Source organism: Rhodococcus sp. NPDC057014, from assembly GCF_042673295.1.
Lineage (GTDB): Bacteria > Actinomycetota > Actinomycetes > Mycobacteriales > Mycobacteriaceae > Rhodococcus_F.
The window spans coordinates 1-23243 of sequence record NZ_JBHUSF010000068.1 but is presented as its reverse complement, the minus strand read 5'-3'; the positions used below and the strand labels follow the sequence as shown (position 1 = coordinate 23243).

The 23243-nt window shown below is 61.4% G+C and carries 16 protein-coding genes; 7 read left to right on the top strand and 9 right to left on the bottom strand.

The features are described 5' to 3' along the window. Positions 1-40: 40 nt before the first annotated feature. The 8 genes from ACFTZB_RS16085 to ACFTZB_RS16050 form a co-directional block, all read right to left on the bottom strand. Positions 41-232, bottom strand: coding sequence for a helix-turn-helix domain-containing protein (locus tag ACFTZB_RS16085; protein ID WP_378432869.1), 192 nt, complete (start codon positions 230-232; stop codon positions 41-43). 748 nt (positions 233-980) lie between these two features. Then, positions 981-1931: an HNH endonuclease gene (locus tag ACFTZB_RS16080; RefSeq protein WP_378432867.1), complete on the bottom strand. Its 951-nt coding sequence runs from the start codon at positions 1929-1931 to the stop codon at positions 981-983. Positions 1932-1954: 23 nt separating this feature from the next. After that, the gene (locus ACFTZB_RS16075; RefSeq protein ID WP_378432865.1) at positions 1955-3517 is read right to left on the bottom strand and encodes a sigma-70 family RNA polymerase sigma factor; all 1563 of its coding nucleotides are present in this window, start codon (positions 3515-3517) and stop codon (positions 1955-1957) included. A gap of 2 nt (positions 3518-3519) precedes the next feature. After that, positions 3520-4020 (bottom strand): hypothetical protein, encoded by a 501-nt coding sequence (locus ACFTZB_RS16070; protein ID WP_378432863.1) that lies wholly within the window; start codon positions 4018-4020, stop codon positions 3520-3522. Beyond that, positions 4011-4874 (bottom strand): ParA family protein, encoded by an 864-nt coding sequence (locus tag ACFTZB_RS16065; RefSeq protein WP_378432862.1) that lies wholly within the window; start codon positions 4872-4874, stop codon positions 4011-4013. The genes ACFTZB_RS16070 and ACFTZB_RS16065 overlap by 10 nt, the downstream gene beginning before the upstream one ends. A 74-nt stretch (positions 4875-4948) precedes the next feature. Further along, the gene (locus tag ACFTZB_RS16060) at positions 4949-6661 is read right to left on the bottom strand and encodes a DEAD/DEAH box helicase family protein (protein WP_378432861.1); all 1713 of its coding nucleotides are present in this window, start codon (positions 6659-6661) and stop codon (positions 4949-4951) included. Next, the gene (locus ACFTZB_RS16055; RefSeq protein WP_378432879.1) at positions 6658-11919 is read right to left on the bottom strand and encodes an AAA domain-containing protein; all 5262 of its coding nucleotides are present in this window, start codon (positions 11917-11919) and stop codon (positions 6658-6660) included. Before ACFTZB_RS16055 ends, ACFTZB_RS16060 begins: the two co-directional genes overlap by 4 nt. A gap of 184 nt (positions 11920-12103) precedes the next feature. Beyond that, complete coding sequence (locus tag ACFTZB_RS16050; protein WP_378432859.1) at positions 12104-13465, bottom strand: hypothetical protein; 1362 nt, start codon at positions 13463-13465, stop codon at positions 12104-12106. A 581-nt stretch (positions 13466-14046) separates the two neighbouring features. Here ACFTZB_RS16050 and ACFTZB_RS16045 point away from each other — a divergent pair. After that, complete coding sequence (locus tag ACFTZB_RS16045; RefSeq protein ID WP_011594621.1) at positions 14047-14622, top strand: TerD family protein; 576 nt, start codon at positions 14047-14049, stop codon at positions 14620-14622. Between the two features lie 107 nt (positions 14623-14729). After that, the gene (locus ACFTZB_RS16040) at positions 14730-15011 is read left to right on the top strand and encodes a hypothetical protein (RefSeq protein ID WP_378432858.1); all 282 of its coding nucleotides are present in this window, start codon (positions 14730-14732) and stop codon (positions 15009-15011) included. A 107-nt stretch (positions 15012-15118) separates the two neighbouring features. On the opposite strand, the gene ACFTZB_RS16035 is transcribed toward ACFTZB_RS16040, so the two are convergent. Continuing rightward, positions 15119-16084 carry a GIY-YIG nuclease family protein gene (locus ACFTZB_RS16035; protein WP_172651302.1) on the bottom strand — a complete coding sequence of 322 codons (966 nt, stop codon included), beginning with the start codon at positions 16082-16084 and terminating at the stop codon, positions 15119-15121. Between the two features lie 166 nt (positions 16085-16250). Here ACFTZB_RS16035 and ACFTZB_RS16030 point away from each other — a divergent pair, with 166 nt between their 5' ends. From ACFTZB_RS16030 to ACFTZB_RS16010, 5 genes are read left to right on the top strand one after another with little or no spacing between them, the layout of a single operon-like run. Then, complete coding sequence (locus ACFTZB_RS16030) at positions 16251-17510, top strand: DUF6361 family protein (RefSeq protein WP_378432855.1); 1260 nt, start codon at positions 16251-16253, stop codon at positions 17508-17510. Between the two features lie 26 nt (positions 17511-17536). Then, complete coding sequence (locus ACFTZB_RS16025) at positions 17537-19336, top strand: phospholipase D family protein (RefSeq protein ID WP_378432853.1); 1800 nt, start codon at positions 17537-17539, stop codon at positions 19334-19336. Next, the gene (locus ACFTZB_RS16020) at positions 19333-21945 is read left to right on the top strand and encodes a hypothetical protein (RefSeq protein WP_378432851.1); all 2613 of its coding nucleotides are present in this window, start codon (positions 19333-19335) and stop codon (positions 21943-21945) included. The genes ACFTZB_RS16025 and ACFTZB_RS16020 overlap by 4 nt, the downstream gene beginning before the upstream one ends. Further along, positions 21914-22558: a helicase-related protein gene (locus tag ACFTZB_RS16015; RefSeq protein ID WP_378432849.1), complete on the top strand. Its 645-nt coding sequence runs from the start codon at positions 21914-21916 to the stop codon at positions 22556-22558. The genes ACFTZB_RS16020 and ACFTZB_RS16015 overlap by 32 nt, the downstream gene beginning before the upstream one ends. Further along, positions 22555-23229 carry a hypothetical protein gene (locus tag ACFTZB_RS16010; RefSeq protein ID WP_378432847.1) on the top strand — a complete coding sequence of 225 codons (675 nt, stop codon included), beginning with the start codon at positions 22555-22557 and terminating at the stop codon, positions 23227-23229. Before ACFTZB_RS16015 ends, ACFTZB_RS16010 begins: the two co-directional genes overlap by 4 nt. The last annotated feature ends 14 nt before the right edge of the window (positions 23230-23243 follow it).

Below are 23243 nucleotides of genomic sequence, written 5' to 3'. Positions count from 1 at the left end.
GCAGAGGGTGCAGCAGACCGCCCAGTAAGCCGTGGCTTAGTCATGTCTCATCCACCGCCCCGGCTCGTCCGCTCCGCACCCACTTGTCAACCTCGGTCACTTGGAACTTCCAAAGGCGCCCGACCCGATGGGCCGGTAATCCCTTTTCGGCGATCCAGAGGTACACAGTGTCCTTCGTGATGCCCAGATGGGCAGCGATGTCGTCAGCGGAGAGCCAATGCTCTGTCACCATGAGACCTTCCGTCAGCGTCCGACCCAGAGCAGTTCAAATGGCGGCGTCACCACCATCCCCACCGGGTTTTTCCGATCCTAGCCGAGCTTCGGCCACGGAGGTGCCGTCGAGCCCCACCTTATTGATCCCCGCACCCGCATCTCCAGGGTCGGGCGTCTTGACCACGTGGTGGCAACAGCTTCGCCACCGCAGCCCACGCCATCGTGCGTTCCTCCCTTGAGTGACGTTGGTCGGTCTCTCGAAGAATCACGCGATTGCCGCTTTCATTGGGTTACGACGCGCCGGTCAGATTCGGATTCGGTTCGTACTTCATCTTCATGGACGCAACCCTGCCCGCAAGGTCCCGTAGCAGACCGGAAGGGCTGACTCATGTGATCCTGCCACCCATCCGTTGGGTTTGACCGTCACGGGTTGTGTCGGCCCCTTCCGGTCTGTATTCGCGGAGTAACTGACCAGAGGCGTGACCCAGCTACTGTGAGAGGTGCGCGTGAAGTCGGAGTGCCCTCCGCGGCTTGCCCGATCGAGCAGAGAAGGGAGCCGCCTTGAATCGGTATCGACTTCCACAGAACCCGCCAAAACACGACCGCGGTCGACCCGGCCACCAACACCGACCCCGGCTCGATCCGTGTCGACGCCGCCCCGCCGGCAACAAGCTGCTGATCGTATGGACCACGTCTGGCCGAAGTGGACCCGGGGCGAACAGAGAAGGCCTATGGCCTCGGCCCATGCGATCGGCCGATGGCACCGATTAACCCGCCGATCTGAACCTTTCGTAGCTCGCCTCTAGCAGTTCCCGATCTGGCCGCTCGGCGCGCACAGATGGAATGACCATGAGCTTCTGACCGTGTCGTTCTTTCAACCCATATTCGAGCATCGGCCCATCAATCTCGATGAGCAGGTCCTGTCGAATTTCGACCACAAGGTCAGGTCGGATACCCAGAATATGCGCGTCGAATGCCGCATGGTGAATCTTGCACATCGCGAGCCCATTTCGAACAGATGCGATGCCTCCATCATCGGAGTCTGGAACGATGTGCGCCGCGTCGAGAAGTTGGCTGTGCCCGAGCGCGCACACCGCGCAACGTGTGCCGTAAGCGCGCATCACAGTGGACCGGAACACGGGCTGATGCAAACGCCGCTTGGTCTCCGCCACAATGTATCGGCGGAGATGCTCCTCCACAGGCGATTCCGTCCGATGCAAATCACGCGCCACTTCCGTTGCGACCACGAATTGATGCTGCTCTGCCTCCTCAGCGACAATGAATACAGGGTAGATCGGCTGAAAGCGGCTCGGACCCACACCATAGAACCAGATGAGCGGGACCTTCAGCTCCATCGCCGCACGAAGACCCCGGTTGTCCATGTTCTCGGGATCCTTCCCTGACCACTTGTAGCGAAGGAGCCCATCTGCACCGACCGTATCCTCGTACGGTCGTTCTTCACCAGCGCGACGGTACGTGGTGCTGATCGACAATGCGGACGCGAGCTGACGTGGCTTGCGAATACCGCGAGTGGGATCCATCAAACGGAACATCTCGCCGTCGATAGTGAAGTCGAGCAGTTCCTGCCTACTGATCGAATCGAGACCGTCATTTGTGCGGACTGCCAGAAATCTCATCGCCTCGCTACGCAGACGCGTATCAAAATCCGGTGCAACATCGGCACCCTGAGAGATATCCGCAATCAACTGTTCCTCCACATATTCTGTTTTCCCGCCGCTATTCACATTGAGTCGTAGAAGGGTCGCAGGATGTCTGCGACTGGGTCCTCTTTCATTGCTTTCAACAACTTGGACTCGATCTGCCGGATTCGTTCCCGCGTAACGCCATAGATCTTCCCGATTTCGTCGAGGGTGTACGGATCCGATCCCGTCAGCCCGTACCGGAGCCGGATGACTTGGGCGTCCCGCTCGGACAGCGGGGAGAGCACCGATTCCAGCGTTTCATAGAAATTCCTGCGCTCCGCGACTTCTTCTGCAACGACGGCCAGGTCATCCTCGAAGTCGAGACCGTTGTGTTCGGCATCGTCGATGAGCACATCAAGACTCAGCACCCGTTGGTCGTACTTTTCCAGATCGCCGATGTGTTCGATTGTGGTATCCAGCGCAGTCGCGAGCTCACTCGGCGTCGGCTCCCGCCCGGTCTCCTTAGTCAGGCGAGCACGCTCCTTGCCCAGCTGGTCGATCTGCTCGACCATGTGCACCGGGATGCGAATAACCCTGGACTGGTCGGCCAAGGCACGAGTGATCGCCTGCCGAATCCACCACGTCGCGTAGGTCGAGAACTTGAATCCGGTCTTGTAGTCGAACTTCTCGACGGCCCTGATCAATCCCAGGTTGCCTTCTTGAACGAGATCGAGAAGATCGAGCCCCCTGCCCTGGTACCGACGAGCGATCGATACGACCAACCGCAAGTTCGCGTCGAGGAACCGCCTCTTTGCACGCTGTCCCTCACGACACATCCGATGCAGGTCGCGGTGTCGCTGGTCGGACAACTTCTCGCCGGCGGCCTCGGCCTCCTCCAGGAGATAAGCCGCATATAGCCCGGCCTCGATCCGCTGCGCGAGCTCGGATTCGTCTCCCGACCCGAGTAGGGAGCGCTTCTTGATCGACTTCAAATACGCGCGAATCGAGTCGACAGTCTCATACTCGTCGACATCAGTGGCCGCCTCTGCACCTGGACCGCTGTCGTCCAATTCGGGAGGAAGGGCAGTCTTGCTGTTGCTTGCGTTGTCGACGACACCCGGTTTTGGACGCGGACCCGCCTTCTTCGAAGGTCGCTTGGGCTGTGCGGCACTCTTCTTTTTCGCAGGACGCTTCTGTTGCGGCCGTGGTTGCGGCGGTGGCGCGAGCTTGGGCGACTGTGGCGTCGGAGGACGACACGCCGGCTCGACGGAGAATCCATCGAGTCCTTCGACCACGGGCTCGACATGGGAAGCCCGAACCACGACGGTGACGTCGAGTTCCCTGAGCGAACGAGCCAGCTGCTCGAACGCTCGATTCGAGCCGGCGTAGTAACGCACGGCGTCGGGATGACCGATCTCGACTCGCCTGTCCGACCACACTTCGCGGTCGAAACTTCGCTCGATGATGCGGACGATTCCAAACTCGGAAGTTGTTCCGACCGTGAGCCGTACTTCACCGATCTCCGAAATTGGCAATCGCCGCGGCGCAGTGGCAAATGACAACGCCACTGACGGCGCGAGATCTTCCCGTGTTATCCAGACGTACCCGTCGTGCAGAACTACCTGCCCGTCAAAGCCGTCGTACCGATCGACTGTCACCATGCTTACCGCAGCACATCGCCCTTGGTGGCGCGGGCCTGCACCCGCTCCACTATCCGATCGATCAAGCGCGGCGGTGTCTTCCAACGCATCGCGGCTTTGTCATAGTTCATAGAGTGCTCGGTGACGATGTCCTTCAATTGCTCCGCGTTCAGCGTCTTCAATCGTGCCCGCAGGCCGGCTTCACCGGATACCTCGAACACAGCGAACGGATCAAGGACACCCTTGGACCGCGTAGTAGTCGTGTTACGCGGGGCGGCAGGCTGGGGTGGGGCTGGGGTCGCGTGAATGCCACCCACGGTGAGTGCCTCACCCAGCGCCTTCGCAAACCGTGGCGTACGCCTTGCTTCGTCTGCGACCGCCCGGACCATTCGAGCCAGGGCCACCGCCACCTCAGGATTGGCCTTGCCGAGCGTCACCAACGACGTCTCCGCATCGGAAGTGACCCGCCGCAGTCGCAGCTCGTCGACCGTCAGGGCTCTCCCGCCTGTCACTTCTACGCCCATCCCAACCTCACCTTTGCCGTAGCCATGAAATCCTGTGCCAGATCCCGCAGTGCGATGAACTGACCGTCCGCTCCGTACTTCTGTCGGAGAGTGCCGAAGTCCGCATACTCTGCAGCCGCCGCAATCTGATTCGCCTCCGGGATCAGGGATGGGAACACCATCGTGATGTCCCTTCTCCGGTTCAGGTCATCAACCGTGTTTCGGTGGACCGTCGACGCCTTCCGGTACTTGGTGATCACTACACCCAACTCCACGATTGGCCGTCCCCAACGCTCACCGAATTGCGCGATCCGTTTCTGAACCGGACCGATCCCGTAGGTCGACATCACATCGGGAATGGTGGGAATGATGTACGCATCCGCGCAACGTAGACCGTTCAGCGTGATGGTCTCGAGGTTCGGTGGGCAGTCGATCAGCACGTAGTCGTACTGATCGATGACGGGCTTCAAGGCGTGCAGGAGGATGCCCGTCGCGTCACCCGACGCGAACCCTGCTCCCGCGACCCTTTCGTGCAGACCAATCATTTTCAGCGAAGACGGAAGGAGATCCACCGTCCGCACCTTGCGCAACGGCGACACAGAATGCTGGATGATGCTCGATACGTCGAACTCGAAGGCGCTGCCGCCAGCTGACATCGCCCGCTCGAACAACGCCGCCAAGGTGAGGCTCTGTGAGTCGAGCTCACCCCAGCGACTCTCCCCAATCATCATCATCGTCAGGTTGGCCTGGGGGTCGAGGTCGATGAGCAATACCCGTTGCCCGAACTCACCGGACAGCATCTCGCCGAGGGCAGCCGTAGTCGTAGTCTTCCCCACCCCACCCTTGAGGTTGATGGTCGCGACCACGTGCGTCATGACGGCCCTTCCCTGCTGCAACTTTCAACAATGCACAAACTAGCGTGTGGATCCGACACGGACTGGCACCGCGCCTACAGCAGGTTCGCCAGCACGTCGGCAACGTCGGGCTTCTCGAGCCGACTCAGCGCGGCGAACTCGATCCGGCCGACGTCGACCGCCGTCAGCGCGAGCGTCGCGGCTACCTCCGTCCGACTCATCGGCGGGTGACCACCTAGCCCGAACCGCAAGATCACGACACCAACTTGGTCAGGTTCGAGCACCGACAATCCTGTCAACACAATGTCGAGGTCGTCGGCACGTGGGTTCTCCGCGACTCGGTTCAGGACAACCCGCAGCTCAGAGCCGGCAGAACCGAGAGTGACCGCCGCGGACTCCACAGAGTCTGTCTCTCCCACCAGTCGCTCGGCAGTTTCCCGATAAACGTCGTCGGCCGAATCCGCCGGTAATCCGTCGAGCGACTCGACCCCACCGAGCCAATCACGAAGAACGTCCGCCGCCTGATCCGCATCGACGGTGATCAGATCGGACGCGATACCCGTCAGCTGTTCGAGAAACGTGCCGTGAGCACCCAATTCCGGGTCCTCCGCACTCCCCTTGGCGAAGAGTACGAGGAAGGACGCGTGTCGGCCATCCTGCTTCGGACGAATGATGCGACCCATCCGCTGGATCATCTGCCGCCGACTCTTGCTGCTGGCGAGGATGACGCCCACATCAGCTTCCGGAACGTCGACACCTTCGTCCAACACCTTTGGGGCAACCAAGGCCTTCATTGCCCCGCTCTTGAACGCACCCAGTAGCGTGGTGCGGTCGGTTCGGGACAGGTCACTCGTATACGGCGCCGCGAGAACGCCCTCCTCAAGAAGCACCTCCGCAGCCGCACGCGACGATTCCTTGGTCTCGGAGAACAGGATGCTACGTCCGGTCTGTGCCAGCACTCCCCCGAGCTCTCGAACGGTCTCGAGTTTTCCTGTTGCTGCCGCGAGTAGTGCACGCCGCTGCGAGAACGCACGTAGGTAATTCCTGGCCGCCCACGTGGCACGATCGCCGCTGCCTTCGCTGAGTTGCTGTACCTCGCGCATGAATTCGCCGAAAGGCTCCCCCGTGCAGCCGTACTTGTGGATCAGGTTGCCGCGCTCACGCTTCGCCGTTTCGTCGAGCTCGGAGTAGGCACCCTGTTCCACCTCCGAGAACGGTACGGCAACCAACATCACCCGGACCGGGGCGAGAATGCCATCGCGGTGCCCTCGGTCGTAGTCGCATCCCGAGATGACAGCCTCGAAGTAGGGCAGAAGATGTTGCTCGACGCCGTCATCGGTGCGTTCGAATGTGGCGGTGAGTCCCAACCGTTCGGTGAACTCATCGGTAAGTAGACGTGAGAAAGTCAGGGCGCCGTACCGGTGCACCTCGTCCGCGACCAACAATGCCGGACGAGTCGGGGTGGGCGCACTGTGCTGGATCGCGGATTGCACAGTGCTCACGAGGATGTCGCTGTTCGCAAAACTGTCCGACGACCCGGCACCACGACGACCGACGCGACGGTCTGGCAACGCCTTTTGAATTGCTCGATGCCACTGGTCGAGGAGGTCTATGCCGGGAACAACGACCAGCACCGACAGTCCGCGAGATAGCGCCTCTGCGGCGGCGACAATACCGAGCGTGGTTTTACCCGTGCCGGTCACCGCTTCGACCACCGCACGGCGACCCGCCGCATTCCACGCATCGAGCGCTTCCCGCTGCCACTCGCGCAGCTCGAGGCGTTCGGTGGCAACCGTGAACGCCGTCACGGCCTGGCCCATTCCGGACCGTCGGCACCGGCACGCTTACGCAGCAAGCCTTCCCGCTCCAGCTCGGCAAGAATGGCCGAGAGCTCGCCGTCCGGGAGCCGAGTGAGGCGACAGCCGCGTTCCATCGTCACCGGGCTCGTCCACGCGGCTGCGGTGAGCACACTCTTTGCAGAAGCACGTTTCGCCGACGGCAGGCCCGCCCCCACCGCGCCGGGCGCCATGCAGTCCTCGGAAAGGACGTACTTCCCTTGGGCGATGGCAAGTGTTTCCTCGGACACCAACGCGTCCAGTGTCTCCCGCATCAACACGTCGTCAGCCGGCAGTCGTCGGTGTAAATCGGTCCGAGTCACCGGCCCCTTCTTCACCTCGGCGACGATGAGGGTGCGCAGCAGACGCGGCGAGAACTCCTGGGGACCGGGCTCGGGACGCGAACGGGAAGGTTCGACGGGTGTGTCGGCTTCCGTCTCCAGCGGTTCGGCGAGTGCGTAGCGGATGTCCGGCTTACGCCCCACCTTGTCCATGAGGTTCTTATGCGCCAGCTTTCGGAGTGCCGACCAGATCTGTACACGGTCGAGTCGCCACAGCTCAGCGAGCTCGACGGTCGACACCGGACCGGACTTCGCTGCGGCGAGTAGCCGATCAAAGAGATAGTCGTCAGGCCGTGGAATTGCGCTCTCGGGCATCACTTCCCATGCAGAACTCGAATCCGCCGATTGTGGTTCGTGAAGTACCTCGAGTGCCGACGCGTCCACTTCGGCGACAATCGGCGCCGGTGGCGCGGTCACTGCCGGTTTCGGCGTCGTCACCGCCGGCTCGGCCAGGGGCACCACCCGCTCGACCAGATCGACGTCCACCGTCGGCTCAGCTGGCAACGGGATGGGCAGTGACTCCGAGGGGAGCACGTTCGCCAGCTCCGCCTCAGCCACGTCCTCGGCGAGTGACTCGTCGTCGGGCAGTACAGGTGGCGTCCACGTCGAGTTCGAGGCAGGTTCCGCGGTAGAGACCGACCCAGGCGAGATTCCTCGCTTGTCGAGTTGAGCCCACAGCCCGCTCAGCGAACCGACGGGATCCAAGTAGTACTCCGACTCGCGGATCCTCCAGAACTCCCAACCGCAACGCTGAAGTTCTCGTTCGCGCTCCATGTCGGCGCGCACCTGTTCCGGTGATGTGTGGAAGGCGTCGCCGTCACACTCGACCGCTAGCCGACCGGCGGCACCGGTGACCACCAGATCGATGCGGCGATTATTCACCTCCACCTGTGGGTTCACGTGATATCCGCGTGCCACGAGTTCGAGGTAGATGCGCTGTTCGAAGAGGCTGTCGAAGTCTCGGTGGCGCTCGTCTCGCGTTACCCCCTCAGGCATCGGATTTGCCGGTGCCGGCGAGGTCGACTGCATGTAGGTCAGCAACGAATGCCGTAGGTCGGTCGAGCGCAACGAATCTGCCGTCCTCGAATGGAACAGCCACAGCTGGTCCTGCGCACGTGAGGCGGCCACGTTGTACCGGCGTTGGTAGTCGTTCTTCGTCATCGCCGAAATTTGCTGTTCGGGTGCGACCACCATCGAGAGGAAGATGACGTGCCGCTCGTCGCCCTGGAAGTCGGGTGGTGTTCCGATACGGAGCCGCCGCTCGTCCCACACGTCGATGTCCAGGCGCTTCAGAAGCTCGTTCTGGATGACGTCCACCTGCGACTGCCCCTGAAGCACCACGACACCAAAGGTCTTGCCGTCGTATGCCTTGTCGGACAAGCATGCCTCGATCGCATCGACGATGACGAGTGCTTCGGGCCTGTTCGACAGTGTGGCGTTTCTCCCGGAAACGACCCCGCCCTCCACATAGGTCGTGCGCAGCGGCGGCAACCGGTCTGCGCCGAACTGGCGTACGGGCACCAGCGGCGCGTCGCGGTAGAACTGGTTGCTGGACCAATTGATGATCTCGGGCATACAGCGGAAATGCTCGCGCAGCCGGATCACCTGACCAAACCTGGTCCGTAGCAGCGAGAACAGACTGTCGCGGGGGGTGAAGCTGTTGCGGAGGTAGCCCGGAACGTCGTGCAGATACATGTCGAGGCGGTCGAAGATTCCGTCCAGCGCACCGGACGATACCTCGCTGGGAGCGCACTGCTTGTCGTCGCCGACAACGATCACTCGCGGTGCAAGCCACAGCAGGAACAAACTGCTGATGTCGGCCTGGCTGGCTTCATCGACGATCACGACGTCGAAGGTGTTAGGTTCCGGCGGAATCGACGCAAGTACCTGCTGGAGCGGCATCACCCATGCGGGCACCGCACGCTGCGCAATCTGCATCGCCTCACGAGCCGAAGCGCGATAGGTCTCGGCATACTTGCCGGTGCCCTTGCCGATAGCCGACACGTGCCCCCGGTACGCCTGCAGGGCCTGCACTTCGGTTGCCGTCATCCGATGAAGACAACCCAACCAGGCACGTTCCGCCGCCAGCCGCGCGGTCAGCTGGGCAATATCAGCTTCGGCCGTCGCCAGGTCCGATTCCTGCTGCTTGTCTCGACCCACCTCGTGCTGACGCTGCACCCATGTGTGAGCGCGACGCCAGGCCCACGCCTGCTCGAGACCGTCGAGGCGCGTCGACCAGCTCTCCTCATTCGCGGTTTCAGCGATCAGTGTCGCCAGTGCGGGAGCGCTTGCCTCGACCTGCCGACGCAGGGTGTTCAGGTATCGCTCTTCTTCTTGCTCCTGTCGAGCCCCAGCGAGATCGGACAATGCACGGGTGATTTCGTCGCAGTCGGCCGAGCCCAGCCCTTCGATCAAGTCGATGCACTCGGGCGCGAGTGTCCCGCCGAACACCGCCGACACCTCGGCACTGAGTTGACTCATTCGGTTGCGGGCCTCGTCGGCGTCATGAGTCGCCGCGACAGCGCCGGCCGAGGCTGCGAGTGCTTGCGCATCCGAGACGCTTCGGATCCGAGGTGCAGCGGGACTGATTCCCTGCAACACCTCGACCAGACCGTTTGCCTCCGCGGCAAGCGCATTGACGTGCCCGATCTGCACGACCGTCCGGTGGAGTTCATTGATCTGGACGGTGCGTGAACCGTTGACGTGGACGACGATGCCGAGGTCCCCGAGGAGTGTTGCTGCACTCTGCACGCAGTCGAGCGCCCGAAGGTGTTCAGTGACTGTGCGCGCCGATTCTGCGGTGGCAGCGTCTTCGCCGTCCACGGTGGCGAGCGCACCGAGCTCCTCGACGGTCTTCTGTTCGTCACTCTTGCGGAAACGTGCTCGCCACTCCACACCCTTTTCCATTGCGACGGCCAACGCGCCGTAGGCATTCAGGGCGCGACGACCGACCAACGGAGTGTCGACGAGTCGCGGGCCGACGAAGGCGTCGGCGCGCTTGGCCATGTCGAGCAGGGCAGGGACCTCCGCGGTCCTCGCCCACAGATGTGAGGTGTGACCCGACAGCACACCCTCGGCCGCGTTCTTAAACGCCGGCTCGAAGGCTCGCACTTCGGCAACCTTGGCCTGGAGCCGCTCGCACCGGTGTTGCACATCCATCAACGTCGCTGCCGGTGCCCCGCCGAGCAACTGAAGAACCTGCGCGGCGCCAGGATTGATGTCTGCGGGCCGGATGGACGCCCGCGTGCACAGCTGCTGCAGCTCGGGTAGTGGGGGAAGAAGGTGGTCGACGGTGGGCAAGGACTGGTCGAGCCGCCCCGCGCGGGTTGGGCTCGATCGGAGGGTTAGTGCGATCAGGGTTCGGAACTGGTCACCGGTGAGCGGGGGTGTGTCCGCGTTGACCGGACCTGGGAGCCAGTCGAACAGCTCCGCCTGGTTCGTGACCTCTCGAACGATTGCTGCGGCAGTCCCCGAGTACCCCGGTGACACTTCCGGGTGCTGGAACGTTTCGGACTCACGCAAGGCTCGGATGTCTTCGGTAATCTTCGCGCGGCGACTCAGTGCCTGACGACGTTTGTCGGTGAGATCGGCGATCCGAGACTCGGCATCGTTCTTACTGAATGATGCTTTCCGGGTAGCTATCTCGGCAACGCTCTTGTTGAGCTCATCGGAGCCACCCCGTCCGATATCCGTGATGGAGACACATAGCTCCTGCATCTCCTCCGGCAACTTATCTCGCAGTACCCGGAGCGCCTGCGACTTCTCACTGGTGACGAGGACACGCTGCCCTTTCGCGAGCAACGCTGAGACGAGGTTGGCGATGGTGTGGGTCTTGCCTGTTCCGGGTGGACCTTCCACTACGACGCCGCTATCGTCCGCGAGTCGTTCGATGATCTCGCTCTGTTCACGGTTGGCGGGCAAGGGAAACAACGGATCTTCAGCGAGAGCTGCTGACGGCGCGGAGCCTGTCCGCTCGAGCCACGCGACTCGCTCATTCGGCTCGATGGCCGTCACCAACTGCGCAAGTCCCAGCGGAACGGTGCTGTCGTTGCGCTCCGCAGCAGCGATCATCGTCTCGTAGTACTCGACCAGCGCGAATGCGCCTCGCTTACGCAGTACCAGTGCTGGTGACGGAGTGAGGACGCGACCGGAGGGCGAGTCCGTCCCGTTCTCTTCGACCTCCATGTTCGTGGTGAGCGCACGCGCGGCCCATTCCTTGAGGAAAACGAGGATGTTCTCGTCGACGGGGGACGTCGCTTCGTGCAACCGCTCCTGGAGAGCGCGTGAACCCGATACGTCGAACACGTCGAGACCGGTCAGCAGCTGTGTGTCCTCGAGCCTCGGCGCAGTGTCGGCGTTGAGTCGTACCAGTAGGTCCCCGGTGGTTTCGTCGCGTTCTACGGAAACTGGCTGCGTAACAATATGCGTGCGGATGTCTTCGCCGGCGACCTTTGCCGACAGCTCCAACAGCCCGGAAGCCAGAACCAGCTCGACGGACTCGGGGCGCGACACCACCTCCTGCAAGGCGTGCTGCAGCGCCCGGTAGAGCTCCCAATACGGCCGTCGCTCCTGGTCGAGCTGAGCCCACATTCGCCACTCGGACAGCCACCGCGTGAATTCGCCCTCGACGGCCGGTGCGTTGGGTACAAGTGCCAACGAGGCACTCGAGTCTCTGGGATCGCCCTGGATCCACTCGCGAAGGTTCCGAGGTACTTCGGGCGGCTCCTCCAACGCCACCCGCCGCGAACGAATAACTACTTCACCCGCGGTAACCTCGAAATCCACCGACACCGAGAGACGACTCTCGTTCAACCAGATGATGTCGTCGTGGAGGCGGAGGTTTCGGACCGGTTTGGTCCGCGCCTTCACCAGTTCCTGTAGGAACTGCATGAGCCGCTGAACCCGGTCTTTGAGCTGGGGGTCGTCTTCCCGAACCTCCACCGAATCGCCCCCTTCGTGCCTGTGCGCCTACTGCGCACCCGTACCGTGTAACAGGGTAGTGACCAGGAAAGACACGCGCGCAACGGAGTCCTCAATTCCATCCGCGGTATCCGCTACGTGAATGACACGAGTCCTACCGTGGAAGTCCTAGAAGGTCCCAGCGATTCCTTCCGTGAGCCACCCGGTCGAGTTCGATCGCGTGATGCCCTTTCCGCTCGCGACGAGGATCGCGTGCCACCCATGCATCGGTCGCTCGCCTGATGCCGTCTGCTACGTCTTTCGCGGCGAGAATGTAGATCGACTTGGACGATGTCGACAGATCGACGAATGCCCAGAAGTCCGCGCCGGTGTCGTCGTTCGCCGGGCTTTCGTCGCTCTTCTGCGCCTGCCAGGTGCCCGCGGTGCGCGTCTTGACTCTGACGATCAGGGGCGAAGCACCCGGGCGAATGATCCGCACAGCTGTACGTCTTGACGTCGTCACGATTTCGCCATGCGCGCCCTTCGCGCGGACAGCCTTCAGGAACCAGTCGATGCCCAAGTCTGCGGTGCCGGCCTGCTTCGATGGGCCTGATTGCTGAACACCCGGAAACGCAGTATGGACGTGTCCGACCGGTGCGCACTCGGCCGGAATCTCACCCTGACGCTTCGAGCCGAGTGGACGGCCCGACCTGTCGTGGAGAATCCACAGCTCCCAACCATCAGGGTCACCTGCTTCGCCGGGATCGTGTCGATTGATCACCGCGGCCGCGGCCGACGACGGATCCGGAAAGCGGCGCCCCTTCAGCTCGCCCTTCGTGATGTTGGTTTCTCCCGACGTCGGGTCGCACACAGCGAGCGTGCGAAATCCCGCACAGTCGAGGTACACCCGCCATCGACGTCCGACCGCGGCTGATCCGACGGGCTCCTTCACCGCTGGGGACGCGGGAGCAGTCGGCACCGGTGTCGCCTTCGAGACCGGCCTCGGCGCCGGTTTCACGCTTCGGGGCGGTGCGGCGCCCGGAGCCTGTGACTGCACGGGCGTGACGAGCGGCTTCGGGTTCGCCAGTGGTGATGCCTTCACAGCGGGTGGTGGCGTCGCCGGCACTTCTGGAGCAACGATCTCCCAGAGCTGCGCCAGGCGCATCGTAGACAGGGCAGCCAAGGGCGTGCCCGCAACTGCAGAAGCCAGCTGTTTGGTGCCTGCTTCTCCTCCGAGAATCGAGGCCAGCCGTGCGAGTTCGCGGAGTCCCATTTCGCGATCTTCCTCGGGCACCGAGATGTGGCCGCCTGCTACGAACCAGCCGTCGCACACCCAGCCCCACGTCATTCGTGCATCATCGTCGAGTCTGTCCAGCTCGTCAGCGAGGCGGCTGAACGCCTCGCTGTGCACCTGGGACTCGTCCAGCACGCCGGCCTTCATGATGATCTCGTCGACCGACGCCAGCCCTTCAAGCGCATCGAGCGCAGTCAGGAACTTGTCAGCCGACTCCTGCGGTGGCTCCTCCGCTTGAACCACTACCTCGCAGTATCGAGCCAGGCTTCTGGTGAGCTCGAGAATGGCGGGTGTAGCCGAAGCGTCGCACAATACGACGTCGGGGTGGCTGACGACTCCGTCGCCGGGAGATCCAGCACCCCGCACGTGTATGTGGACGAATCCGGGCCCGTCCTCCGACCCTGGAACGAAGCGGCACCTCTGCACAGCGGATAGCAACGCTCGCCGCGGATGAGTGGGAAACGGAAAGTCTGCCTCCGCGGCCAACCCCTCGCGGGTAATCCACACATACGGGTGGTCGATAAGGATCTGGCCATTGATGCCGTCGTACCGCTCCACCACGTCTCCCTCCCACTCAGGCGTATGCCGGGACGCTCAACGGGTAGTCGCCCTGGTGGCGTAGTGCGTTACGGTCTGCTCATAAGTCTTTGCGGTCATGGACACGTATGACTCCGACGTTCGGATCGAGCGCGTCGAACGAGCACCGCCAACCTCCGAGTAGTCCACTTCGACGACATGGTCGGATGCTCTGGCTATTGTGAGGTCGAACAGCGAACACGGGGACGCCGATCTGGTCGTCGTCCGCAGTCTCGAAAGGATCCACTATGGGCGTCACCCTGGCCAAAGGCGGCAATGTTTCCCTGTCGAAGGCGGCACCGAACCTGACAACGGTGTCTGTGGGACTCGGGTGGGATGCGCGTAGCACCACCGGCGCACCCTTCGACCTCGACGCAAGCGCCCTAGCCACCGGCCAGGACCGCAAGGTGCTCTCCGACCTTCACTTCGTGTTCTACAACAACCTCCGATCCCCCGACGGTTCGATCGAGCACACTGGCGACAACCTCACCGGCGAGGGAGATGGCGACGACGAATCGATCAACGTCGACCTGTCCGCCGTTCCGCCGAACGTCACCAACATCTTCTTCCCGGTCTCCATCCACGACGCCGACACCCGCGGCCAGTCCTTCGGGCAGGTCACCAACGCCTTCATCCGCGTTGTCGACAGCACCACAGGCATTGAACTCGCTCGCTACGACCTCACCGAAGACGCGTCGAGCGAAACGGCCATGCTCTTCGGCGAGGTCTACCGCCACAACGGGGAATGGAAGTTCCGCGCCATCGGTCAGGGCTACGCCTCCGGGCTCGCCGGCATTGCACGCGATTATGGCGTAAATATCTGAGCCAGCGACTCATCCCACTGATCTTTATCATGATTCGACGGAGATCAGCGATGTCCCCTTAGCGCGCTAATAAACATCCGCGCCTACACAAAAGCAAGAAATGCGCCGTGAGTGATTTGGTATGCACGGACGATAATTCCGCAGAGCCTGAGTCGGAGTTGGCCGTCGTCGTCGAGCCTGAGGGCCTACTCGTCGCTGGCGATCAATCGTCCGTCCAGATGTTCCTGGACAAGCTCACGTTTAACGCAGTTGGCGCGATCGAGGTGGCGGGCGTCGATTCACAAGCACTTGCGGGCACAGCGGCACTTGCGGCCGGTTTGGCAGCGAGCGCGTCGCATCACGCGCCCATGGAGGCTCGGCACGACCACCGTCAATTGAATAAGCGGTGAGTCGCCCTTAGCTTCGGCGACTGCCACGGCCAGCCGTTGATGTGCGTCACTGATCACGTGTTCCATCACCCAGACCAATGGCTCAGGTTAGAAACCGCACCGAATGATCACAGAAGCGAAAGCGCGCCATCTCCGTCGGATGCCAAATACCCCACGGTCTCTGTGCCTTGGTCCTGCCAACTTCCGTAGCTCACGCCGCTGCCGGGGATCTTCCAGTCGGTCCGGCCGTTTACTGCTCGACCGAGAACTACCGCACCCGCGGCGCTCGGGCTCCCGAAAACCTGCGGACGAGTGAAGTGCATCGTGCTTCCATCGTCGGTGAGGACGATGGTTCCGTCCTGTTCGAGTTTCTCTCGGAGCCGCTGGTAGCCCTCGTTGTGCTTACCAGTCCAGGCGATCCGGGCCTGCGAGCCGACCAAGACAGTGAACTCACCGTCAATCTCCTGAGCCTTTGCGGCTAGGCCTTCCTTCTTAAGATGCAGCTCGAATACAGGGGAGGCGCCTCGCTCTGAAAAGTTGTCGGCCGACACCGGCGATCGCTGCGCGACCGATGCGGTTCGGAAGATGTTGATGCCTAGTACTGGCAAAACGATCTTGGCTTGCGTGATGAAGTACTCCATATCCGACACGTCGGCCTCGGGCAGCGCAAGCGGGACCGGCGCGGTTGAATTGTCCAAGGTCGTGCGGCTGGCTTCCAGCGCGATTGCGATGAATCGGCTTTCCAGGTATCTCGCGTGGGCCTTGGTCAAGTTCGCGTCTTTGCTCGTCAAGACTATCGCACGATTCCAGAAGTCTTTGCCGCCCTGACTTTCCGGTCGCGAATGTTGGTAGAGACGCCTGCTGACATCGTCTCCCTCACCGACATAAGCGATCGAACCGCCCACACTGCCGGGGTCCTCGCCAAGCAGAATGTAGATGCCAGTCCGGCTGGTTTCTGGACGCTTCATCAAGTCCGCCAGATCCGACCGTGGGGCAGCCACAACGTGACCGGTCCAGTTCATGATCTCGGCAGTCAACAACCCGCCGGGCGTACCATCCGCCAAGAACAACCGAACAGACTTACCGACACTCATGCAGCCTCCCTAGTCACCGCGTCAGTTTCCATGATGGGATTCGGTGGTGATCGTGGAGGCCCGGTTGCAAGAAGACGACTCCCAGATTCAGTCACATGATCGGCGCCGACAAAGTAGAAGTCAGCTGGGTGCGCGGCCAGCCCGCCCGTTCGTAACACAGGAGGCGGTGTCCAGCGATAGCAGTTGGTCCAGCAAACGCGAGGATGACCCAACCACGACAGGACCGCCGCCGATGGTGTCGCAATTGGCATGGCTCGATCACGACGAGCAACAACGCCGACGCGTGATGAGGGTCATCGATCAGTTTCGCGACGAGGGCACCATCGATGAGCTGGGCCTCGGTTCGATCCGAGACACCTTCGCGGGACTGCTGCTTCCTGGCCTCTCGACACTGCACACACGGGCCCGCTACATGCTCTTCATCCCTTGGCTGGTCAAGGCCAGCGCGGCGGAGGCGCAGACTTCGGCGAAACTCGCACCGCTTCTCAGGAAAATGGAATACGCGCTCATCGACTCGCTGCTCGCTGGCGGGGAAACACAGGGCGTGATCGGTGGCACTGCCAGGAACAAGCTGCAACGGCTTCCAAGTGGAATGTTTTGGTCAGCAACCGCACACTACGGCCTCCGACTGCACCGTAAGTCCATCAGTTCAACACTGCGTCTTGCATTCGATGCCCGTAGGTTCAACAGCCGTTCCGACGCGTCCGACGATCCTGGCGCGCGTCTTGACGGCGCCCTCGATGGCTTCGATCCTCGACTGCCAGAAGCGCCCCCGGCGCTGCTCGAGAGCGCAACATTCACGTTATCTCCACACGAGGCGGCGTACCTACGTGAACGGATCTGCACGACGCAGGATTCGTCCCTGTTTCCATGGCTCTTCGAGCTCGGGGTTGACGAGGACGCGCCTTTTCTCTGGGACCACGTCGGCCTCTCATCTCTTGCGGGCCCGCTGGTTGAAACGGTCGATCACGGTCGCCGATTCAGTATTGCAATGCACGGCGCAACTATCCTCTACAATCTCTTGCTTGCCCGCGCCAAGTCGGACGACGAGCGGATCGACACGTACTCCGGATCGTGGGACGACTGGGAGGCGGAGATCGGTTCTAAGGACATACTCGGTCCGTGGGATCTCGAAGCGTTCTGGCGGTTAGTTCATCACAACAATCCGCGCGTCGCTCCAACGACAGTCACGTTCGTCAACACATGGCTGAGCGAGGTGAGCGCGTCCAGGGCTGGCGCAGCCAGTGCGTCGGCACAGAATCTGATCCGGACCAGGGAGATCCAGCTGAAGGGCCACCGGGCTCGGCTCGGGACCAACGTCGCCGGCGTGAATTCCTGGTTGGGGCAGTCAGGAAGCCAGCTGTCGTACAACTGGCCAGTCGCCGTTCGAATCCTGCGCGACATCATCGACGGATGTGAGAACTGATGCTCAGCCCTGATACACGGGTGCTCTTGACCGATGCCCTCCAGCCACCAACGGGGTATGAAGTCGACTCCGTGGTCACCACCACCTACTCGTTGGACCTGACCGCATTACTCGTTGCTCCGCTCGCCCTTGCGGCCCGCAGTCACGACGCCACGGACATCGAATCTTTGGCGCCGATCGCGATACTGGATTCGCTTCGCCGGTACGTGCGTTCGATGACGGTGTTCTGCCAGGCAGGTGCGCTTCGCGCACCTGGGAAGTTTCGTTCGCTGATGTCGTTCGCCGAAGATGCAGTCGTCGAAGTTCAGGCACCCACCGAAGGCAGGTTATTCCATCCAAAGATTTGGCTGATTCGATTTGTCGATGAAGACAATGGAGCATATCTGCATCGGTTTCTGTGTTCCAGCCGAAACCTCACCTTCGATGCTTCATGGGACACTCTCCTCGTCCTTGACGAAGAGGAGACCGCCCTCGACATCGTCGACCCCACACCTCTTGCGGACTTTCTCACAGCGCTTCCAGCTCTTGCGGTGACTCCCATGGCCGACGGGCGCTCTCGCTCTGTGCACGACATCGCTGGCACCGTACGAGAAGCCCGCTTCACGTGCCCGGCTCCGTTCACCTCACTGGCCATGTACCCGTTGGGACTAATCGCGGACGCCGAATCATTGCCCGTGCCCCGGTCCGCCGATCGCGCGATAGTCATCTCTCCGTTCTTCGATGTGTCGACAGCTCGAACATTTTCTACTATTGGGTCGAATACACGTGTAATCTCCCGGGCCGAGACCTTCGACCGCACGGGATCTGCCGCGTTCACCAGTTCAGAAAACTACGTTCTGCAGAATGTCGCGGACCGGCCCGGCGGTGACGATGAACCGTCGGAATCTGCTTCCGAGATCGATGGCGTGCCTACAGGACTGCATGCGAAGACATTCCTCTTCGACCACGGCAAAGAAGCCCTGCTGATCACAGGATCTGCCAATGCCACCAGGGCGGCACTACACGGCAACGTCGAGTTCTCTGTTGGCCTTCGAGGCCCTGTCGCCAAGTGCGGCGTCAACGTCCTGTGGGAGGGCGGTCGCGAGTCAACGGGCTTTGCCAAGATTGCGGAGCCCTATACGATCCCGTCTGCACAACCAGACGCTGAGTGCGAGGCGCTCGCCCATATCGAGAAGGACATGGCGGACTTTCGGGCAGAGTTTGCTGCCGCCAGACCTGAGCTGCATTTCGACCTGCGTGGTGATGACACTGCCGAATGCGTACTTCAAATTCCTGGGAACAGCACTCTCAGTTTCGATGGGGAAGTCCTGGTTACGCCCATTTCACTGCGAAATGAATACGTTCCGTTGAATTCTGCGGTGGCCTGGACGGGAGTCGCCACCTCAAATATCACACCGTTTATCAGTGTCCAGACGCGGCGCGGTTCGATTGTGCGCGTCGGGGTCGTCAAAGCCTCGCTATGTGGCGATACGACTGCACGGGACAAGTTCATTCTGCGCCAGCATATTTCCAATCCACGTGCTCTCACTCTGTGCTTGCTATTTCTCCTCGGCGGCGTAGTGCCCGGCGAACTGGACGAGCTGATCGAGATCCAGCGTGGCGAGCAGGGGCAGCTCGCCAGTCGCCATATCGATGACGCCGCACTCTTCGAGCCCCTTGTGCGAGCAGTGGTCGGGGATCGAGCCGCCTTGGAACGCATCGACAGCCTGATCCGCGACCTTGACGAACCCGCAACGGGAGGAACGCTCATCAACGATGAGCTGCGTAGCTTGCTCGACGCAGTCCGTGCCGCACACTCTGCAGTCGCGGGAGGAGTTCTCAAGTGACCGAGAAGCCCGACCTTGAACGAACACTGGCACCGTTGAAGCAATTCCAACGGGACACCGTCGCGCATGTCGCCCGTCGATTATGGAAAGATCAGGACACATCCGATAGGTTCCTGGTTGCCGACGAGGTCGGACTCGGAAAGACCCTTGTTGGTCGTGGCGTGATCGCCCAAGCAATCGAGCACCTCTGGGACATTGAAGAACGAATCGACATCGTCTACATCTGCTCGAACGCGCAGATTGCACGGCAGAACCTCGCCAAACTCATTCCCGGCGGCACTCATGTTCCCCACGCGGATCGCCTGACCCTACTGCTCAGAAACATTGCGGAATTCCAGAGACGCAAACTCAATTACATCTCGTTCACCCCCGGGACTTCTTTCACGGTGGGCGAGACGGGTGGTAGAGCGGACGAGCGTGTCCTGCTGTATCACCTCCTCCGGCGGGGTTGGAGCAAAGAAGAAATGACGTCGAAGGCTTGGCCGAAGTTCTTCCGCGGCGGCACCGGCAGGGAGTCCTTTACCGCGCAGATGAAAGCCTTCAACAGGGGAAGCATCACCGGCGAGGTAGCGGAGGCATTCGTCGATGATCTCGAAACCGCTCCCGCGATAGATTCGGAGTACAAGTCCCTCGCTGACGAGATCTGGGGCGTTGCGCACGAACAGTTCGCGTACTTGCGAGGTGATCCGGACCCTGACCTACGCCGCTACCGCGATCGACTCATTGGCCGAATGCGAAACCTTGTTGCCCACGCGAGCATCCGAGCGCTCGAACCCGACCTCATCATCCTCGACGAATTCCACCGTTTCAAGGTGCTCCTCGATGATGAGAACCCTAAAGCGGAGCTCGCGAAGGCGCTGTTCAAACAGCCCACGGCCAAGGTTCTCATGCTTTCCGCAACCCCCTTCAGCATGTATACGCTGCCCGATGAGCCTGAGGGCGCCGACCACTACCAAGACTTCTTCTCCACTGTGAAGTTCCTACTCGGTGGACACAAGAAATCGAACGACGAGGTCGAGGTGCAACTGAAGAGTCTTGCGAGTGACCTCGAAACCATGCGCACCGCAGCAGTTTCGACCGAGAACTCCATCGACGCAGGGAAAGCGGCGCGCGATCGCGTCCAGGGCCTACTTACGCGCGTGATGTCGCGAGTCGAACGGCTTGCGTCAACACCGGATCGCGACGGAATGCTCACCGAGGTGTCGGTCCCGGTGAACGTGACATCGTCCGACCTCATTGCATACGCCGGCACTCAGGGTATCGCGGATTCATTGGGTCGGGAACGCGGTCGTCGGGACATCTTCGAACTGTGGCGTTCGAGCCCATACCTCTTCAACATCATGGAGAACTACCAGGTCAAGCAAGCATTCAAGCGCGCCCTGGAATCACCAGATCCTTCCGTCCGCGCGAAGGTTAGTGAGGCCGTGAAGCAGGCTCAAGGTCTATTGAATTGGTCCGATCTCGATGGCTATCGTCCCCTCGATGCCGGCAACGCGAAGATGCGAGCACTGCTGGAGGACACCGTCGACCGCGGGGCATGGAAACTTGCGTGGCTACCGCCGTCACTCCCCTACTACTCACCAGACGGCGTGTTCGCAGACGAGGCATTGCAGACATTCACCAAGCGTCTTGTGTTTTCTGCATGGACGGTGGCGCCAAAAGCAATCGCGAGCGTGCTCAGCTACGAGGTAGAGAGGCGAGGAGTCGCAGCTGTCGCACCGGATCGTAGGTACCCGGATCGTGCCACCGTGAATCCGATTCGACAACCCCGCAACGACGGAAGCCACGAGAACCTTGCACCTGAAGCGCTGTTCCAGCCCTCTGCTGTCATCGCGGAACTGTGCGACCCCCTTTCGCTCGCACAAGAACTCGGCGACGGCCGGCACGACGTGTCCAGCCTGATCGACCTCGCCGCCGTTCGTGTACAGAGCAAATTCGACGAGTTGATCGACCAACAGAACATCACCCCATCGTCCCGCGCTCGCAGCGACCCTTCGTGGTACTGGGCCCTCCCTCTCCTTCTCGACGGACTGCGATATCCCGGACTACCAAGTCCTGTCGAGATTCCCACCTTCTTCGCCAAACCCGACATCCCTACAGAACTCGATGTCGAATCCCTCGGTGGATTCCCCGAAGACCTCATCAGGGTCGTCACCGAACTCGGAATCGGCTCACCCGCGAATTGTGTGTACCGCGCACTGCGTCGAGCCACCGGCGCATCCCACGAGCACGGCGATGAAGCCTTGTGGGATGCCGCTTACGACGCCTCCAACGCCTTCCGCACTCTGTTTAACCAAGCTGAAATCGTCACAGCCGTACGACTTGCCCATGACGGAGAGCAATACTGGCGGTTGGTTCTCGACTACTGTATCAACGGCAACCTGCAGTCAGTTCTCGACGAGTTCTTTGCTCTCGGCGGAATCGAGCGCACACACAACGACTGCGACCTGAGCCCCCTCACCGAGAAGCTCGCAACAGCGCTCAGAGTGCGAGCAGGTAGCGCCCAAGTCGATGTGTTCCGGACCGAGGGCGAGGATGTGATTCTCGATCCCTCACTCGATCCGCCATCACTTCGCGATGCGAATGGGGCAACGGGGCACCGAGACTGAACAGTCGCGCGAGCGAGCGGTTGACGTTCTGTCGGCCTATAACTCCCCTTTCTGGCCGTTCGTGCTCGCCTCCACCTCAGTTGGCCAAGAAGGACTCGATTTCCACACGTACAGTCACGCGATAGTTCATTGGAATCTGCCGGGCAATCCTGTCGACATGGAGCAGCGCGAAGGGCGCGTACACCGATACCGCGGACATGCGATCCGCAAGAATGTCGCTGCGACATATGGTGCGGCGGCATTTGCACACGGCTGTGAGGACCCGTGGGCAGCAGTCTTCACGGCGGCGCAGGCAGCGAAGCAGCCCGATGAGTCCGACCTCGTCCCGGACTGGGTGTTCGCACCTCAAGGCAGTGCCAAGATCGAACGGTACGTACCGGCTATGCCGATAAGTCGCGAATCGCTCCGCTATGAGCGGTTACTCCGGACAGTCGCGGCATATCGACTCACACTCGGCCAGCCGCGTCAAGAGGACCTGGTGCGTTACCTGGGCGAGGGGAAAGCAGACGCCGAAGTATTGCGAATCGACCTCTCCCCGCCAAGTCGGGATCTGCACGAATATAGCTCACAACACCGAAGCACGCATTCCGATACCGTACGGTCAAGGGTATGAACAGCAATGCCGCGCTACCGATCTTGCAAGCGGATGCCAATTGGTCCGACGCGATCACGGCACTGCGCAACTTGGCCGAACGAGGCGGCAGTAAGGCCCGTCAAGATGCCGAATCCTACGCAGCCGTATACGCCGGATGCCGCGGAGCAATGGTGGTCGACGTTGTGGCGTCGAGGCAGCGACGTTATGACACCAGAGTTCAGAACATAGTCACGAAATGGAAAACATCGAATCAGGAGCATTCGATGGCTTGGTTGGCGGATCACCCGCTAGACCATCAGTACTACGGGCTGCAAGCCACCGAGGCAGACACAATCGGCACTATTGCGAGGAACCTCCGGCAGTTTGCAGATTCCGAGGGACTCGCCGAGGACGACGACGCGGCGTGCAGGTTATGGGCCACCCACGTTGACTGCGTCGAACACGCACCACGACTCGATCCGATCGTCGGTAGTGTGAAGGGAATTGGGCCAGCACTGTTCGCTTACCTGCGGATGAGATCCGGTGCCGATGCACTGAAAGTGGATGTCAGAGTGAAGAAGAGCCTCAAACGCTTAGGCTTCACGGTCCCCGCTGACGACCACGCAGTCATGATCATTGTCAAGGCCGTAGCCGAGGAGGTCGACCTTCCCGTTCTCGCGCTCGATCAGCTTCTGTGGCACATGGAATAGCTTCCAGCTGTCTC

Coding starts and splice junctions, on each gene's coding strand:
- ACFTZB_RS16085 (WP_378432869.1), bottom strand. CDS start 232: ATGGTGACAGAGCATTGGCTCTCCGCTGACGACATCGCTGCCCATCTG.
- ACFTZB_RS16075 (WP_378432865.1), bottom strand. CDS start 3,517: ATGGTGACAGTCGATCGGTACGACGGCTTTGACGGGCAGGTAGTTCTG.
- ACFTZB_RS16070 (WP_378432863.1), bottom strand. CDS start 4,020: ATGGGCGTAGAAGTGACAGGCGGGAGAGCCCTGACGGTCGACGAGCTG.
- ACFTZB_RS16065 (WP_378432862.1), bottom strand. CDS start 4,874: ATGACGCACGTGGTCGCGACCATCAACCTCAAGGGTGGGGTGGGGAAG.
- ACFTZB_RS16055 (WP_378432879.1), bottom strand. CDS start 11,919: ATGCAGTTCCTACAGGAACTGGTGAAGGCGCGGACCAAACCGGTCCGA.
- ACFTZB_RS16045 (WP_011594621.1), top strand. CDS start 14,047: ATGGGCGTCACCCTGGCCAAAGGCGGCAATGTTTCCCTGTCGAAGGCG.
- ACFTZB_RS16035 (WP_172651302.1), bottom strand. CDS start 16,084: ATGAGTGTCGGTAAGTCTGTTCGGTTGTTCTTGGCGGATGGTACGCCC.
- ACFTZB_RS16015 (WP_378432849.1), top strand. CDS start 21,914: ATGCGAATGGGGCAACGGGGCACCGAGACTGAACAGTCGCGCGAGCGA.
- ACFTZB_RS16010 (WP_378432847.1), top strand. CDS start 22,555: ATGAACAGCAATGCCGCGCTACCGATCTTGCAAGCGGATGCCAATTGG.